Source organism: Akkermansia muciniphila, assembly GCF_002884975.1.
GTDB lineage: Bacteria > Verrucomicrobiota > Verrucomicrobiia > Verrucomicrobiales > Akkermansiaceae > Akkermansia > Akkermansia muciniphila_C.
Genome location: NZ_PJKB01000001.1, coordinates 785,729 through 800,691 on the forward strand (window position 1 = coordinate 785,729; position 14,963 = coordinate 800,691).

Genomic DNA, 14,963 nt, shown 5'->3' on the forward strand with positions numbered 1-14,963 from the left:
CGTCAGCCATTCCTGCGCTTCCGTTCGGACGCCTGGTACAACTGCCAGGCATTCCATAAATTATGCCACAGCACGTAAAACGTGGGGCCCAGCGCGGCAATGGGGCTGGCATACGTCAGCGCCAGATAGATGGACAGCGTGGTGTTCTTCTGCCCCAGGGCCTGGCTGCCCTCCGCGGCGCGCGTACGGCCCCCCAGCAAATGCCCCAGCCCGAAGTTGATCCCGCAGATCAGCAGGGAAACCGCGCCGATCTGCTCCAGCACGCGTTCCGAAATGCCGTCACGGGAAGAAATATCATAAGAGGCGTTCGCCGCGATCAGCACCAGAATCACCACCCAGATGCCGAAGGTAACATCCTTCAGCTTCCGCGGCCATGCAATGGCCCGCGGATAAAAACGCCGCGCCGCCAGCGCCAGCGCCAGCGGAAGAAGCATCACCAGGGAAATATTCCCTGCCACGTTCAGATAAATCTCAAAGCCCCCCTGCCCCACAACCGCCGGCAGGATGAAGGGCAGCAGGGCGCAGATGATGCCATTGGCCAGCAGGAGGGCGGTCAGCATAAACTCCACGCTGCCGCCCAGCAGCCCCATCACTACCGGAGCCGCCGTGGCCGTGGGCATGATGCCTACGAAGAAGGCTGCCTCCGCCAGATAACCGTTCCCGAAGATGAGGCGGCATACGCCCCAGGCCGCCAGGGCCACGAGCAGGTTGGCCCCCACCAGAAGCCAGTGTGTCCGCTCCGGCTTCATCCGCTTGAAGCGGATGCCCAGAAACGTCACAAACAGCATCACGATCAGCATCCACTTGAACGTCCAGCTATAGACGTGCAGGCCGGGCATCAGGTATCCCGCAATAAAGGCCGCCACAATGGCAAACGTGCGGATGAGGGATTTGAACATGGGGTACGGGCGGCAGTAAAACGGTTATGAAGGCTTCCCGCACAAATGGATCAGCCCGTCCACCTGCCGGACAATCAGCTCAAACAAATCCTGCACGCTGCCCTTGGGAACCCGGTTGTTCTCCATCAGCTCCATAATCATCCGCAAACGGGTCAGCAGGCCGATCATGATGCTTTCAATGGCCAGCACCGTCCAGAAAACCTGGTACGTGGAAGCGTCCGGAAACATGGTGCGGATGCAGTCATGCAGACGGCGGCGGATGGGGGAATACACCTCCTTGATATACTCCACCGCTATCTCCGGAGTCTGCACATGGCAGATGCCCAGCAGGCGCAGGTAATGGGGAAAATTGCCCAGGTCTTCCAGCTTCACATGCAGGAGGCCGTGGAAGGAAGGGTAAACGTAGGCATGGGCCAGCGCCTGCACCGTGCCTTTCTCCATGGCCTCATTCATCATGGAAATCCGGAAATCCCGCGCCTGCGGCGCATACTTCATCATGACCGCCTTCCAGAGGCCCTCCTTGCCGCCAAAATAATAATTGGCGGAGGCGATGTTGACGGACGCCTGCTGGGAAATCATGCGCATGGAAGTGCCCGTATAGCCGTGCTCGGCAAACAGGCATTCCGCCGCGTCCAGCAATCGTTCCTTGGTTCCTTGCTGTTGTTTCATGGGGGAGTAGTTGGGGGGAGTTTGAATTACCGGTCAACGCGCGCGGCGCGGACCTGGAGGGAGTGGTTGTGGGCATCCAGCCCCTCCACCCTGGCGAACTCCGCCACATACGGGGCGGACTTGAGCACGGAATCCCGGTTCATCCGCACCACGCTGGTGCGCCGCTGGAACTGGTCCGCCCGCAGGCCGGAAAAGGACTTGCCGGCCCCTCCCGTGGGCAGCGTATGGCTGGGCCCTGCCAGGAAATCCCCGCAGGCTACCGTGGAGAGAGCGCCGGCGTAAATGGCACCCGCCGTGCGGATGCCGTCCAGCACGGCGTCTTCATCCCGCGTGACGAGCACCAGGTGCTCCGGGGCAAAGGCGTTCACCAGGTCCACCCCCTCCTGGATGGAAGAAACCAGGAAACCGTAAGCGTGCTTGTCCAGCACTTCCCGTATAATGGAGCCGCGGCTCAGCAGGGCGGCCTGGCGCTCCACCTCCGCCTCCACCTGTTCCAGCAGCGTTTCCGACGTGGTGACAAACACCACCACGCTGTCCGGGCCGTGTTCCCCCTGCGCCAGAAGGTCGGCGGCCAGAAATTCCGCGTCAGCGGTTTCATCCGCCAGCACCATTACTTCACTGGGGCCGGGCAGCAGGTCAATGGCGACGGCCCCCACCAGCTGGCGCTTGGCCTCCACCACAAAACGGTTGCCGGGGCCGAAAATCTTTTCCACCGGCTTCACGCTATCCGTCCCCAGGGCAAGGGCGGCAACCGCCTGGGCTCCGCCTATTTTAATAATCTCCGTAGCGCCGGAAGCCTTCAATGCATATAAAAGAGCGGGATTCACCCGCCCGTCCGGACCGCAGGGCGTGGCGGCCACAATCTCCCGCACGCCGGCGGCCTGGGCAAAACCGCCCGTCATGATGGACGTGGACACCAGGGGAGCCTTCCCGCCGGGAATATAAATGCCCACGCGGTCATACGGAAGGAAGCGTTCCGCCACCTCCACCCCCTGGGCGTTCACGCCGGACCAGTCCTGCCTGCGGCTGCGGTCTGAAAAATAATGGATGTTGGCCAGGGAGGCGGCAATGGCCTCTTTCACGGAATCCTCCACCGCGGCTTCCGCCTCCGCCAGCTCTTCTTCCGTCACGAACAGGGAGGAAGAGTCCAGATGCACCTTGTCAAACCTGGCGGCGTAATCAAAAAGGGCCTCGTCCCCGCGCGCGGAAACGTCCTGGATAATAGCGTTCACGGTATCCCTTACGGAATCCTCCGGGAGAGCGCGGCGGTTCATCCGGCTCTTCATCTCGTCAAAACAGGTGTCGGAAGGACGGTAAATTTTCATAAAAGATATAATACGGAAAAATGAGAAGGAAGTTTCACAATCTTTAAGCACGCAGTCAAGCCTTCTGTCCTCTTTGATTTCCAAAGGCACTCCATGAATCTCCCGGACAAAAAATCAAAAGACCAAACCATTCTCCCTTGACCGGCACAAAAAACAGGCATAGCCTTTCTTTCGCAAACATTTGGCCGAACGGCCCACTGTCATGAACATTCACGAATATCAAGCAAAACAACTCTTTGAGCGCTTTGGCGTGGCTACCCCCAAGGGCATTGCCGCCGCTACCGCCCAGGAAGCAGCACAAATAGCCCGGAACATGGGCCTCTCCCAATACGTAGTTAAGGCACAGGTACACGCTGGCGGCCGTGGCAAAGGCACCTTCAAAAACGGCTTCAAGGGCGGCGTGCACGTCGTTGACACCGTGGAGGAAGTGGAAGATGTGGCCGGCAAGATGCTCAACCAGGTTCTGGTCACCAAGCAAACCGGGGAAACCGGCAAGCTGGTCAGCAAGATCATGGTGGCGGAAGCCGTGGACCTGAAAAAGGAATGCTACTTCGCCATTCTCCAGGACCGCGCCCGTGAATGCCCCGTCATCGTAGCCAGTACGGAAGGCGGCATGGACATTGAAGAAGTGGCCGCCACCCGTCCAGAAGCCATCATCCGCGAACACATTGACCCGGCCCTGGGCATCCTCCCCTTCCAGGCGCTCAAGATCGCCGTGGCCCTGGGCCTGACCGGCCCCCTGCTCCGCCAGGCCACCAAGCTCATCACCAACGTATACAAGCTTTTCACCACGCTGGACTGCTCCCTGGTGGAAATCAACCCCCTCGTGGTCACCACGGACGACCGCGTGTGCGCCCTGGACGCCAAATTCAACTTTGACGACAATGCCCTGTACCGCCACCCGGAAATCATGGAAATGCGGGATGAAACGGAAGAAGACCCCCGTGAAGTGGAAGCCGGCAAATATGACCTGAACTACATCGGCCTGGACGGCAACATCGGTTGCATGGTAAACGGCGCCGGGCTGGCCATGGCCACGATGGACATCATCAAGTACTACGGCGGCGAACCCGCCAACTTCCTGGACGTGGGCGGCTCCGCCACGGAGGAAATGGTAACCAACGCGTTCCGCATCCTCACCAGCGACAAGAATGTAAAGGCACTTCTGGTCAACATCTTCGGCGGCATCATGCGCTGCGACGTCATCGCCCAGGGCATTGTAGCCGCGGCGAAAAACATCGACATGAAAATCCCGCTCGTCGTCCGCCTGGAAGGCACCAACGTGGAAATCGGCAAGAAAATCCTCGCAGACAGCGGCATTGCCATCATCCCTGCCGACAACCTGGACGAAGCCGCTCAGAAGGCGGTTGCAGCAGTCAAATAACCCTCACCATTTATTACGACAATGACATCTCTCATTGACAAAAACACCCGTCTGGTCGTGCAAGGCATCACCGGCAGCGCCGGGGCATTCCACGCCAAAAACTGCATGGACTTCGGCACCAACGTGGTCGCCGGCGTGACCCCCGGCAAGGGCGGCCAGCTCTTTGAAGGCAAGGTCCCCGTCTTCGACACCGTGGCGGAAGCCAAAAAAGCCACGGACTGCAATGCCTCCATGATCTTTGTGCCGCCGCCCTTCGCCGCGGACGCCATCATGGAAGCCGCAGACGCGGGCGTGAAGCTCATCGTCTGCATCACGGAAGGCATCCCGGTGCAGGACATGCAGAAGGTGAAAGCCTTCCTGAAGGACAAGGACGTGACCCTCATCGGTCCGAACTGCCCCGGCATCGTCAACCCCGCCGCCAACTGCAAGATCGGCATCATGCCGGCCTACATCTTCAAGCCCGGCAGAATCGGCATCGTCTCCCGTTCCGGCACGCTCACCTATGAAGCCGTCTGGCAGGTTACCAACATGGGCCTTGGCCAGAGCATGTGCATCGGCATCGGCGGCGACCCCGTCCACGGCATGACCCAGCAGCAGGCCGTTCAATTCTTCACGGAAGACCCCAACACGGACGCCTTCATCATGATCGGTGAAATCGGCGGTTCCGAAGAGGAAGAAGCCGCTGAATGGATCAAGAACAACTGCAAAAAGCCCGTCGCCGCGTTCATCGCAGGCGCCACAGCTCCCAAGGGACGCCGCATGGGCCACGCAGGCGCCATCGTGGCCGGAGGCAAAGGCACCGCCGCCGCCAAGCAGGAAGCCCTGAAGGAAGCCGGCATCGTGGTCGCCAAGACGCCCGCCCAGATGGGCGCCGCCCTGGCGGAAGCCATGAAAAACAAAGGCATGTAAGCCCCCTTCTTCATCAATTCGCTTTCAGGCGCCTTCCCTCACCGGAAGGCGCTTTTTTTCATGGAACCATGGAGTTAATTCCATAACGCAGATTTGCTCCAACTACAACTGGGTCATTCTCACTACTTAGGCCTAATCCTAAAAAATCACAGATAATCATAAAACATCAATTCAAAACCTCCCTTCCCATGCGGAATTTGCTGGCTTCACCACTCAAAAATGCACAACCGAAGAAACAAAAGAGCCCGCAGCATTGAAGTGCAGGCTCTCAAAAAATGAAAGATTTTGGCGGAGCGGGAGGGATTCGAACCCTCGGTACCGGTTTTGCCAGTACGTTCCTTTAGCAAAGGAGTGCTTTCAGCCTCTCAGCCACCGCTCCGTCTTGGGTAATGTGTGGAAAAGAAATTACACACTTCCCAAAATGAAGTCAATACATAAATAGTACAGGCAGGAATTACTCCGGGCAGGTATATTGGCAGGCCGGTTACTTTTACTCACTGGATTTTAATTCAATCCTCCCCTGGAATTTCCGTCCGGCTTCAAGCAACGGCCAGACCAGAGGAAAACAAGGGCCATCATTCCCCCACAAGGCAGTATAGACACGAAGCAGGCGGTTCAGAAAACCTTTTTAAACTTCGCAATGTTCAGCAATCACCTCCAGAAAATCATCCAGATACTTCGCGGCCTTCTGCTCCCCGATACCGTGGACATTCATGGCGCCCCGGCGGGTGGTGGGTTTCAGACGCGCCAACCCTTCCAGGGTGGAATTGTGGAATACGGCATAAGCCGGAATCCCCGCTTCACGGGCCAGTTCATTCCTCAGCTCCTTCAATTTCAAAAACAAGTCTTCATCAAACTCGCCCAGGGCCGTCAAATCCCCCGTGGAGCGCACCCTGGTCTGTTCTGAAGGGGCAGAAGCTTTTCCTCTGCGGGCAAAAGGCCAAATCATGGAAGCATCCTTCCGCCCCATCATCACTTCATTACCTTTCGGGCTCAGAGTAACCAGGGGGCGGTCCGCTTCTCCGCTCATTCTGGTCAGGCCTGCCATCTGCATGGCGCGGAACAACTGGCGGATGTCGTCCTCGCTCCACCGGGAAAGGATGCCATACGTACTCAGCCGGGCTAGGGAAGTTTTTAAAATCTCCTGATTCTTCGCCCCCTTGAGCATCTGGATGATCTTCGTCTTCCCCCATCTTCCCTGCCAGGAGCCGTCCCCCATGCGCACGGACGCGCGGGCAATTCCGCTTAAGGCCTGGCGCACTACCTTGTTTTCCTCCTCACCCAGGGACTGGCCTTCCTCCACACCCAGCGTCATGCACTGGTCACACCGGCCGCAGGGGGCGCTGTCCTCCTCCCCGAAGTAATTCAATATCCACTGCTGGCGGCAGCCGGTGGAATAAGCGAATTCCGTCACCGCCTTCAATTTTTCCCGGTCCCTCACTTCCTTTTCCCGCAGGGCCTGTTCATCCAAAGGAATCTTCAAGCCGCTTACGGAGGGGTCCGTCACTCTGGTAAGCTTTACGCGCTGTCCCGGAACATCATGGCGGCTGATCACCCCATTGCGCATGAGAACGGACAGGGCCGCCCCCACCTGCATGGCATTCCGGCATTTAAGGCGTTCCGCCATCTCCTCCAGGGACCACGCTACATCATGGGAATCCGCACTGCAATGCTTCCGCAGCAGTTCATACAACTCCACAATCAGCGGAACGCCGGGGTTCACCCCTTCAATAAAAAACTCCTGGGTCCGCAAATCCGCGTGGTTGAACAAAAGCTCGCAATAGGCATCAGCTCCGTCGCGCCCCGCACGGCCTGCTTCCTGATAATAAGCCTCCACGCTGCCGGGAATCTCAAAATGGGCCACAAACCTGACGTCCGCACGGTCTATGCCCATGCCAAACGCATTCGTGGCAATGACAATGTCCGCATGGCGGTTCATGAACGCGTTCTGGGCTTCTTCCCGCTGGGCATCCGTCATGCCCGCGTGGTAGGCCGTCACGTTCAGGCCAAGATCGGAAAGGGCCTCATGCACCTGCTCCACTTTCTTGCGGGTGGAACAGTAAATAATCCCTGTTTTATGGAGCTTTACCAGCTCATACAGCCTCTTGTACTTATCCTTGTGCGTATCGCACGCCGTAATGCGGAAATGCAGGTTCTCCCGCGCAAACCCGCGTACGATCGTCACCGGATCATCCAGCCTCAAATGCACCAGAATATCCTCCCGCACACGGGGAGTGGCCGTGGCGGTCAGGGCCGCCACCTGGGGTTGTCCCATCGCTTCAATAGCCCGGCCCAGTTTCAGGTAATCCGGGCGGAAATCATGGCCCCACTGGCTCAGGCAATGCGCCTCATCAACGGCCACCATATTGATGTCCACCTCCGCCAGAGCGCGCATGAATCCCTCATGGCCGAAACGCTCCGGAGCCACGTACACCAGCTTGAACACTCCCTCCTTCATGCCGGCAAGGCGTTCCTTCTGTTCCGGGAAGCTCAGGGAGCTGTTAATCATGGTAGCGGGAATCCCCCTGGCGGCAAGGGCGTCCACCTGGTCCTTCATCAGGGCGATCAAAGGGCTGACCACCAGGCAAACTCCGTCCCGGCAAAGGGCCGGAAGCTGGTAACACAGGGACTTGCCCCCGCCGGTGGGCATCACCACCAGTACATTGCGGCCCTCCATGATGGAGGAAACCACGCGGTCCTGCCCTTCCCTCAAGCCGGAAAAGCCGAAGTGCTCCTTCAATGCCTCCATCGGCGATCTGATCACCTTGAATCCACTCATTTTCTCCGTCCAGTGTGCCACAGGCCATTCCGGGACGCAACGCCTTTCCCTTTTTCCGGCTCCCGGAGTTAACGGACTGTGCCTGAAAGAGTCCTTTCCCGTGAAAAGGAAAAATGAGATTTTTTTCTCAAATCATCTTACAAACATCTTGACTTTCCCGAAGAAAAACCTATATTTCTTTCACCGCTTACGCGGTACACGACGCAAGTCAAAGCGCCCGTAGCTCAATTGGATAGAGCGTCTGACTACGGATCAGAAGGTTTGGGGTTCGAATCCCTACGGGCGTGCCACTTGCATCATCATCGGTAAATAAAATCACTCCTGCCTGAACATCATGGCGGGATTTTTTGTCTCTACCGGTAAATACATATGGGGGCGCCATGGTTTCGACTGGAAGTCTGAGGTGCTGGCTGCATGTGAAGGTTAATCGGCTGGCCTTCTAAAAAGCCGATTAAAAAAATAAATGCAGAGTCTAACGACCTTGCTCTGGCTGCCTAATTAGTTCAGCCGCGTCAGAACCTCAACGCCTGCTAGAGGGGACGACGAATATTCAGCAGGCTGGTGCAATGCGGGGTTGCCGCGCAGCGCACGAGACTTCCACAGGCAACTAGCGAGCTTGCCAAGTTGGCGCATGACGAAGCGGCCGCGAAAGCAGCAATATGCGTCTGAACATGGAGATGCCGGCATCAACGGCCTTCAGGACACGGGTTCGACTCCCGTCGCCTCCACCATCTCAAAACAACCGCAAGCGTTTGAAATAGAACGCTTGCGGTTTTTGTTTTCTTGAAAGTGCGGTACATTGATACTGATTTTATCAGTACTGCACGCGGATGTATTGAGGAAATGAGAAGCTCTTCCCTCCGTTAACCGAAGAGAGGAGGAAGCAGATACGCACCAAGTCTCAAGCGTTTATTTGATCTTTCCCGTGACTTTCACGGAAGAAATCCAGTGAGTGATATTAAAGCAAATCCAGTTCAGCTATAGCCGCTTTACGTGCTCCCTCGGCACCTTTTTTAGCACTGAATTTGACGAATCTAGCTTCAACGGGAACAAAATTGACCTCCTGTTCCACCGGGTTGTTGACGATATTGCCGAAACGGCCGGAAGCCACCGGCTTTCCCCATGTTTTGCCGTCCCTGCTGAGACGGATATCATACATTTCAATATGGCCCGGGCCTCCCTCCATCACAGGCGTATATATCAACCCGGCAATTTTCTGCACTTTTCCCGTATCAATAATAATGTCGCATCCCTGGGGAGGCAGGCCAATTTCCACATAAGTATCCGTTTTTCCGTCTTTCAGCCGCTCCAACTGGGCTGCGGGAAGGTTTTCCCCGGCAACGGTTATTTTCCATTCCTTCCTGTCCAGTTTCCGGACGGCTTCCAGGTTGTCCTCCGTTGAGAAAGGAGCCAGGTAATACAACGAGAAATTGCTGAATGAAATGGATTTTCGGGAATCCAGAAAGCGTATCCTCAATTGATCAGCCTTCACCGCCTTCGGCAACCTGATCATTTTACGGAATCCGATGGTGGTACTTTCAGCCAAGGGTTTCCATTGGCCGTCCAGCCACGCATCCACGGCAAAGCGCTCCACACGCTGGCCGTAGTCACGGACATTTTCCTGAAGCTTGATGACGTTGAATTCTTTCTTTCCGGGCAGCTGGATTTCAACCTCCGCCCGGGTTGTGCCATCGGCAGTGGCCCAGCCTGTAAAAGGGTTGTTGTCAAACAAGAGTCCGGAGTCCGGATTTCCGGACCACCCGGAAAGGGCTTTCGCCCGTGCTCCCTTGGCCAAGTCGTTTTTTTTCATCTTTTCAATCACCCGTCCGAATTGAATCATCCTCCTGGCGTCCGCTTCCGGAATGATTCCTTCCTTATTGGGAGAGAGATTGGGAAGAACATTGGAGTTTTGCCCGACCGTTGAAAAATAACAGTCCACCAGGTAATCAAGGGACTTGATGGATTTGTCGTCGCGCTCATGGTAAAACCAGCCTTTGCGGATGGGAAGGCCTGCCCGTGAAGGGTACCAGACGAGCTGCTTTTTCCCCGCCAGGCTGTCAATGGAACCCAGATTCCTGTCTTTAGCCCGAATCCCCACATTATTTCCGCCAAACAGGCGTGACGAAGCCGTAACCCCCTGGACGCACCATTCCGTTTCCCGCCCGCGCCCCATCTCGTTCCCGCCCCACCGAACATCGGGAGCCGCCCCGGAAAGAAGAACTTCCGGCTGCAATTCCCTGGCCTTTTTAAAGATCCTCTCCCAGTCGAAGGGAGTCTGTTTCCCGTTGACTTTGCTATCCACCCCGGCGCCGTCAAACCATAAAAGATAAACCGGGCCGTAATTGGTCAGCAGCTCTTCCAGTTGCTTGACGTAGAAATCATTGTACTTTTCCGTCCCAAAGCTTTTTTCATGCATGTCCCACGGGGAAAGGTAGATGCAGAATTTCATGCCCAGTTCCCGGCAGGCCGCGGAGACTTCCCTGACCAGGTCTCCCTTTCCTCCCTTGTAAGGAGAACGGGAAATATTGTGATCCGTCCATTTGGTGGGCCACATGCAGAACCCGTCATGATGCTTCGCTACAAAGATCACTCCCGTTACGCCGGCATCCTTAAACGTTTTTACCCAGGAACGAGCGTCCAGCCGGGAAGGATTGAACATTCCAGGCTCCTCCTTTCCGGTTCCCCATTCCACTCCGGTAAACGTGTTCATGCCGAAATGGATGAAGCCCAGCATTTCCCGCTGCTGGTAATCCAGTTGGCGGCCGGAGGGCCTTACCTTGACCGCCATATCCACCAGCTTTTCCCGGGAAGCCTGTTCCGGCACCGTGACGGATACGCCTTCCTTTCCCTTTCCATGCGCAACAGCCGGATAACCCAGCAAGCTACAGAGCAACAGGACGCGAAGTTGAATAAAGGCAGTCATCTTTTTAAAATCAATAAGGGTTTTTCTTTTAGTTGGATTTTGAGAATACTCTGTTAACAATAATATTCTTTCATCTCTTTCCTGTTGCAATTCGCAATAATCAATATTTGCGAGTTATTAACATAACAAATGCGAATCATACAAGCTCTTTCTTCCTATGCACAGGATTCTATTTGATAATTTCTTCGCATGTTTACGAGCAATTCCCAGCCTCAAGCGGATTATGTGGACACCAGGAAACTAGGCCAGTGGCTCAATGAACATTCCATCAGCCGGGCTGAAATCGCCAGGGCTCTTGGTGTCCAAACGACGGTGATTCACAACTGGTTTGCCCGTCAAAAAATCCCCAGGAACGTGCAGGCTTCATTACGCCATTTGATGAATGCCGGATACCCTTCGGAATTGGAATCTCAAATTGCCGTTCGAATGAAAAACTCCATTCTGAATGACGTTGTAAAGCGGGCCGTCAAGAAAGGCTTGTCCGTGGAGGAATGGATATTGAGCGCGGTGGAGGAGAAATTGGAAAAAGAGCATCAATAAAGGCTCATCTGAAAAGATGATGGCTTCTCAAGCATGCAGGTTCCCATTTTCCCGATCAGAAGGCGCAGGAAAAACAGAAGACCGCTAAAGACGGGGTTCATTCATGGAGGCGGAGCGGAGGGTGCCGACGGCAAACTTCTCTTTTTCCTTTCCGTCAATCGGCGGTTTTTTCTGCTTTTGGGCAAAGATCAGGTATTCCCAGCCGGGGTAATGCCGGACCACCCATCGGTGAAGAAAGAATGCTCCTGCAAATATCAGAACCGTCGCAACCATGGCGGAAGTGATTCCCTCAAGAAGGATTTTTGACAGGAGCGGCATCAAGTAGGGCAGGATCAGGCAATGAATGGCATAAATGAAGAAGAAGAGGGGAGCGCATGCCCGCGCGATGTTAAGAAAGAACGTCTTTTCCGTCAGCAGAACGCACAGGGAGCCCAATCCCAGAATCCCTGGAATCCAGCAAGGCAGGGTGTGCAGGGTTTCCGTGGAGATGACGCCGCAATGGTTCATCCACGCTATTGCCGCCCACACGGGAAGGGAAATATAACCTGTTTTTTTCAGGAACAGCTTAATCTCTCCCAGCGTCAGGGAGGAAAGGCAGAACCCCAGCATGAAAAAGGCCAGGGAGTCCGCCCACGGAACGCGGGGAGGGTCGGAAAACAACGCGTTGAGCTCCGGAAACAGCACCACGGAGAAGAGAACGGCAATCGTCGCGGGAATCAGCAGCTTTCTTTTTCCGAGGGCGAATAAAAGCGGAGAGAGCATGCTCAGCGCCATCACGTATTTCAGGAACCACAGGGGGCCGTCATAGGGAAAGGTGGTTCCCACTCCCGTCAGCTTCCAGGGCAGGCTGCTCCAGTCCCACGTGCTTGAATGGCCCAGACTTAAATAAATCCAATGCCTGAAGAACGCTTCCAGAAAAGCCGCCCCGTTCCATGCCAGATAAAATAAAACGTACCTGCATGGGGAATGGCGCCAGTCGAATATTTTCCTGCGTCCCACAAAGTAGGCCGCCGCCATGAACAGAAAGGGCACCCGCTGGAAGAAGAGAGGGAATTCCACACCGTTTCCCGCAGCATGAAAAAGGACGATGAAGAACAGGCCAACCACCCTGCCCAGGTCAAGCCAGCATTCCCTCGGCGGCGTTCCGGGAACATCCTCCGAACGGAAGGCCTGCTCCTTTTCCGGCTTCCTGTCCGGAGAGTATTCTTCAACCATGGACATTTTCATTCCAGCAAAAAAAATCAGAAGGGGCTTTTGCAATACGGCTCCACAGCCCTCATGCCGTCATGAAGACGCACCGCCTCATCCCTGTCCTCCCGGGAAGCGAACAGGTACAGGGCATATCCCCCGAACCCGCCTCCCAGGTATTTCTTCGCCAGTTCTTCCCCCAGTGTTGGAAGGGGAGCCATCCCCTCCTGGAGCTGCACGCTATGGTACAGCGCCACTCCGGCAGCCAGTTCATGAATGCTGCGCTCCATCACTCCGGCACGGGCAATCAGGGAAGACTGGGCGATGCGGGCATAGTCCCTGCACCCGTCAGCCATTCCCGGCGTATCATGGTCATGCCCGGTGTGGAAGACCGCCATTTTCCCGGCCAGAAAGTCACCGGTGCTCTTGATGTCCAGCACGGGGACGGCGCCGGAACGCCAGACGCACAGCCCCGTTTCCGCAATCACGGCCGGATCCTGCCAGCCAACCCCCAGGGCAAGTTCCGACTGGACGGAGTCCCTGCCCTGCAGCATGGCCCAGGCTCCGCTGCCTCCCAGTCCGGACCGGAGTTCATAGGGCCAGTGGTCCAGGGATACAAACGGACTGATGGCACAGTTGACAATGTACGCCCCCTGCCGCGCATGCCTGGGAACGTCCAGCCAGCCCCCCGCAAAGTCCACGCGCAGGGGAACGCTAAGCGGGGCCTTGATTCTGTTCACCAACTGGGTGGTGGAAATCTGTTCGGAACAGGGAGGCGTTTTGGGAAGCACTACATACCGCGCTCCAATTCTTGCGCACAGTTCCCTTTTAAGGTCGCCGTAACAGTCATCTTCCGTAACAGCCAGGATATCAGGCCGTTCTTTCAGGAAAACGTGTTCAAAATCCATTCCAGGCTCCAGATGTTCTCCGCAGACCACCTTGTCCACCATGCACAGGCTTTCCAGAATTACTTTTTTATGGCCGTCCGGAATGGATGGTTTTCTGCGCTTGCTTTTCCAGAGCACCTGCTCTGAAGCGAAGGAGACGATGAGGAAATCCCCCAGCGAACGCGCTTCACGGAAGAACTGGATATGCCCGGCATGAATGATATCGTAAAAACCGGAGACGAATATTTTGGTAGCCATCGTTGAAATGTATTAAGGTGTGGATGTTGCTGTATGGAGAGGGGTAAAGATTAAACCGGAGCGGCGGAAACCGCTGAATGGGAGAACCCCTCCTCCCATTCCAGAGCCATTGTTTCCAATTCCCGGTTCCCTTCCACATAGTCCTCAAAGAGAACCGGATATTGCGGCAGAAGCAGCGGGAGGTCCTCCGGAACGTTAATTTGATGCCGTCTTCCCAGTTTTTTCCTTACCAGGCACTGGAGTTCGCAAAAAGCCATCGGCACCAGGCTGGCGTTGGAGGGCAGGTTCCAGAACCCGGCATCGTCGCTCACAATGACGAATTTCCTGCCTTCTTCCCTGCCCCAGGCCGCCAGCAGGTCCCCCATGTTGCCGGGAAGCCGGCCGAAACATGAGACCAGCGTGCAGGGAAGAGAGGGCGTCTTTCCTCCCATTCCGGAGGCGGCAGCCGGACTGGCCGCCTTTTGCCGTTGTTTTTCACGGATAAAAATCCAGGGCAGAACAGAGATTATTTTCCAGCAGCGTTTCATTTGCTTGCGGGGTTCACTGAAAATGCGGTAGAGAAATTCCAGCCTGCAGTCCACCATCCAGGCAGGGGCCCTTCTGATATTCCGCCCGGAGGCGAAGTTAAAGACGGCTCCCACGGCCACCATAACCCCCCGTTGAAGGTGGGGGCACAGCCTGTTCATGAATATTTCCTGCTTGGGAGCGCCCAGTGAAACCCAGACGATGTCCGGCTGGTATTCATTGATTCGCCCGGCAATAGCCGCGTAGTCAAATTCATCCACAGGGCAGAACGGCAATTCCTGAAAAGGCATGTGCTTCACGCGGGGATCTTCCCGTTCCAGGGTCCGGCGCAGGGCATCCAGCGTCTCGCGGCTGCCTCCCAGGAACATCATTCTGTATTTTTTCATGCCGATGGCGTCGCTGAAAATCTGGGCGCCGCAGTATTGGGGCCTGTCCGCATGCAGCAGCCATTTCAGGTAGACGGGCACCCAGCCGCTGTCGCAAATGGTCAGGAGCGCTCCATTCAGCACATTCCGGTATTCCCGGTTGCGCTGTACCTCGGAAAGCACATGGCCGTCCGCCACGCAGATGTATCCGGCGCCCCCGGAACGGAGCACTTCGTCCATGCGCCGGAAAACGCGTTCACGGTCAAATTCGTATCTGATGTTGAAATAGGTCTCCATACGGTTTTCACTCAT

11 protein-coding genes, 2 tRNA genes and 1 other RNA gene are annotated in these 14,963 nt (G+C 56.1%); 5 read left to right on the top strand and 9 right to left on the bottom strand.

The genetic code is table 11. The features are described from left to right. Window positions 1–2: 2 nt before the first annotated feature. Genes CXU21_RS03245 through hisD form a run of 3 tightly spaced genes read right to left on the bottom strand, consistent with a single transcriptional unit; the run spans window position 3 to window position 2,893 of the window. Window positions 3–899, bottom strand: a complete 897-nt coding sequence (locus CXU21_RS03245; RefSeq protein WP_102713967.1) for a bile acid:sodium symporter family protein — start codon at window positions 897–899, stop codon at window positions 3–5. Window positions 900–923: 24 nt separating this feature from the next. Further along, window positions 924–1,568: a TetR/AcrR family transcriptional regulator gene (locus CXU21_RS03250; RefSeq protein WP_102713968.1), complete on the bottom strand. Its 645-nt coding sequence runs from the start codon at window positions 1,566–1,568 to the stop codon at window positions 924–926. Window positions 1,569–1,594: 26 nt separating this feature from the next. Beyond that, entirely contained in the window at window positions 1,595–2,893 is a 1,299-nt protein-coding gene (hisD, locus tag CXU21_RS03255; RefSeq protein WP_102725037.1) for a histidinol dehydrogenase, read from the bottom strand. A 202-nt stretch (window positions 2,894–3,095) separates the two neighbouring features. On the opposite strand from hisD, the gene sucC reads away from it, so the two are divergent. Continuing rightward, on the top strand, window positions 3,096–4,277 hold the full coding sequence (gene sucC / locus CXU21_RS03260; protein WP_102725038.1) for an ADP-forming succinate--CoA ligase subunit beta: 1,182 nt from the start codon (window positions 3,096–3,098) through the stop codon (window positions 4,275–4,277). Window positions 4,278–4,298: 21 nt separating this feature from the next. Beyond that, entirely contained in the window at window positions 4,299–5,186 is an 888-nt protein-coding gene (gene sucD, locus CXU21_RS03265; protein ID WP_022397860.1) for a succinate--CoA ligase subunit alpha, read from the top strand. Between the two features lie 286 nt (window positions 5,187–5,472). Here sucD and CXU21_RS03270 read toward each other — a convergent pair. Beyond that, window positions 5,473–5,565, bottom strand: a tRNA-Ser gene (locus CXU21_RS03270). Between the two features lie 249 nt (window positions 5,566–5,814). Then, window positions 5,815–7,965, bottom strand: coding sequence for a RecQ family ATP-dependent DNA helicase (locus tag CXU21_RS03275; RefSeq protein ID WP_102725039.1), 2,151 nt, complete (start codon window positions 7,963–7,965; stop codon window positions 5,815–5,817). A gap of 213 nt (window positions 7,966–8,178) precedes the next feature. On the opposite strand from CXU21_RS03275, the gene CXU21_RS03280 reads away from it, so the two are divergent. Together CXU21_RS03280 and ssrA are read left to right on the top strand one after the other, a co-directional pair. Then, window positions 8,179–8,255: transfer RNA gene (locus tag CXU21_RS03280), tRNA-Arg, on the top strand. Window positions 8,256–8,336: 81 nt separating this feature from the next. Then, window positions 8,337–8,696: a transfer-messenger RNA gene (gene ssrA, locus CXU21_RS03285) on the top strand. 227 nt (window positions 8,697–8,923) lie between these two features. Here ssrA and CXU21_RS03290 read toward each other — a convergent pair. Then, entirely contained in the window at window positions 8,924–10,888 is a 1,965-nt protein-coding gene (locus CXU21_RS03290; RefSeq protein ID WP_102725040.1) for an alpha-L-fucosidase, read from the bottom strand. A gap of 189 nt (window positions 10,889–11,077) precedes the next feature. Here CXU21_RS03290 and CXU21_RS03295 point away from each other — a divergent pair, with 189 nt between their 5' ends. Beyond that, window positions 11,078–11,428 carry a hypothetical protein gene (locus tag CXU21_RS03295; RefSeq protein WP_102725041.1) on the top strand — a complete coding sequence of 117 codons (351 nt, stop codon included), beginning with the start codon at window positions 11,078–11,080 and terminating at the stop codon, window positions 11,426–11,428. Window positions 11,429–11,512: 84 nt separating this feature from the next. Here CXU21_RS03295 and CXU21_RS03300 read toward each other — a convergent pair whose 3' ends face one another. Genes CXU21_RS03300 through CXU21_RS03310 form a run of 3 tightly spaced genes read right to left on the bottom strand, consistent with a single transcriptional unit; the run spans window position 11,513 to window position 14,963 of the window. Then, on the bottom strand, window positions 11,513–12,643 hold the full coding sequence (locus CXU21_RS03300) for an acyltransferase family protein (protein ID WP_180972604.1): 1,131 nt from the start codon (window positions 12,641–12,643) through the stop codon (window positions 11,513–11,515). 26 nt (window positions 12,644–12,669) lie between these two features. Further along, window positions 12,670–13,761, bottom strand: a complete 1,092-nt coding sequence (locus CXU21_RS03305) for an adenylyltransferase/cytidyltransferase family protein (protein WP_102713984.1) — start codon at window positions 13,759–13,761, stop codon at window positions 12,670–12,672. Window positions 13,762–13,811: 50 nt separating this feature from the next. Next, window positions 13,812–14,963: a WecB/TagA/CpsF family glycosyltransferase gene (locus tag CXU21_RS03310; RefSeq protein ID WP_219723153.1), complete on the bottom strand. Its 1,152-nt coding sequence runs from the start codon at window positions 14,961–14,963 to the stop codon at window positions 13,812–13,814.

Bases quoted from the DNA above. Each gene is read 5' to 3' on its own strand.
- CXU21_RS03245 (WP_102713967.1), bottom strand. From the start codon at position 899: ATGTTCAAATCCCTCATCCGCACGTTTGCCATTGTGGCGGCCTTTATT.
- CXU21_RS03250 (WP_102713968.1), bottom strand. From the start codon at position 1,568: ATGAAACAACAGCAAGGAACCAAGGAACGATTGCTGGACGCGGCGGAA.
- hisD (WP_102725037.1), bottom strand. From the start codon at position 2,893: ATGAAAATTTACCGTCCTTCCGACACCTGTTTTGACGAGATGAAGAGC.
- sucC (WP_102725038.1), top strand. From the start codon at position 3,096: ATGAACATTCACGAATATCAAGCAAAACAACTCTTTGAGCGCTTTGGC.
- sucD (WP_022397860.1), top strand. From the start codon at position 4,299: ATGACATCTCTCATTGACAAAAACACCCGTCTGGTCGTGCAAGGCATC.
- CXU21_RS03275 (WP_102725039.1), bottom strand. From the start codon at position 7,965: ATGAGTGGATTCAAGGTGATCAGATCGCCGATGGAGGCATTGAAGGAG.
- CXU21_RS03290 (WP_102725040.1), bottom strand. From the start codon at position 10,888: ATGACTGCCTTTATTCAACTTCGCGTCCTGTTGCTCTGTAGCTTGCTG.
- CXU21_RS03295 (WP_102725041.1), top strand. From the start codon at position 11,078: ATGTTTACGAGCAATTCCCAGCCTCAAGCGGATTATGTGGACACCAGG.
- CXU21_RS03300 (WP_180972604.1), bottom strand. From the start codon at position 12,643: ATGGTTGAAGAATACTCTCCGGACAGGAAGCCGGAAAAGGAGCAGGCC.
- CXU21_RS03305 (WP_102713984.1), bottom strand. From the start codon at position 13,761: ATGGCTACCAAAATATTCGTCTCCGGTTTTTACGATATCATTCATGCC.
- CXU21_RS03310 (WP_219723153.1), bottom strand. From the start codon at position 14,963: ATGAGTGAAAACCGTATGGAGACCTATTTCAACATCAGATACGAATTT.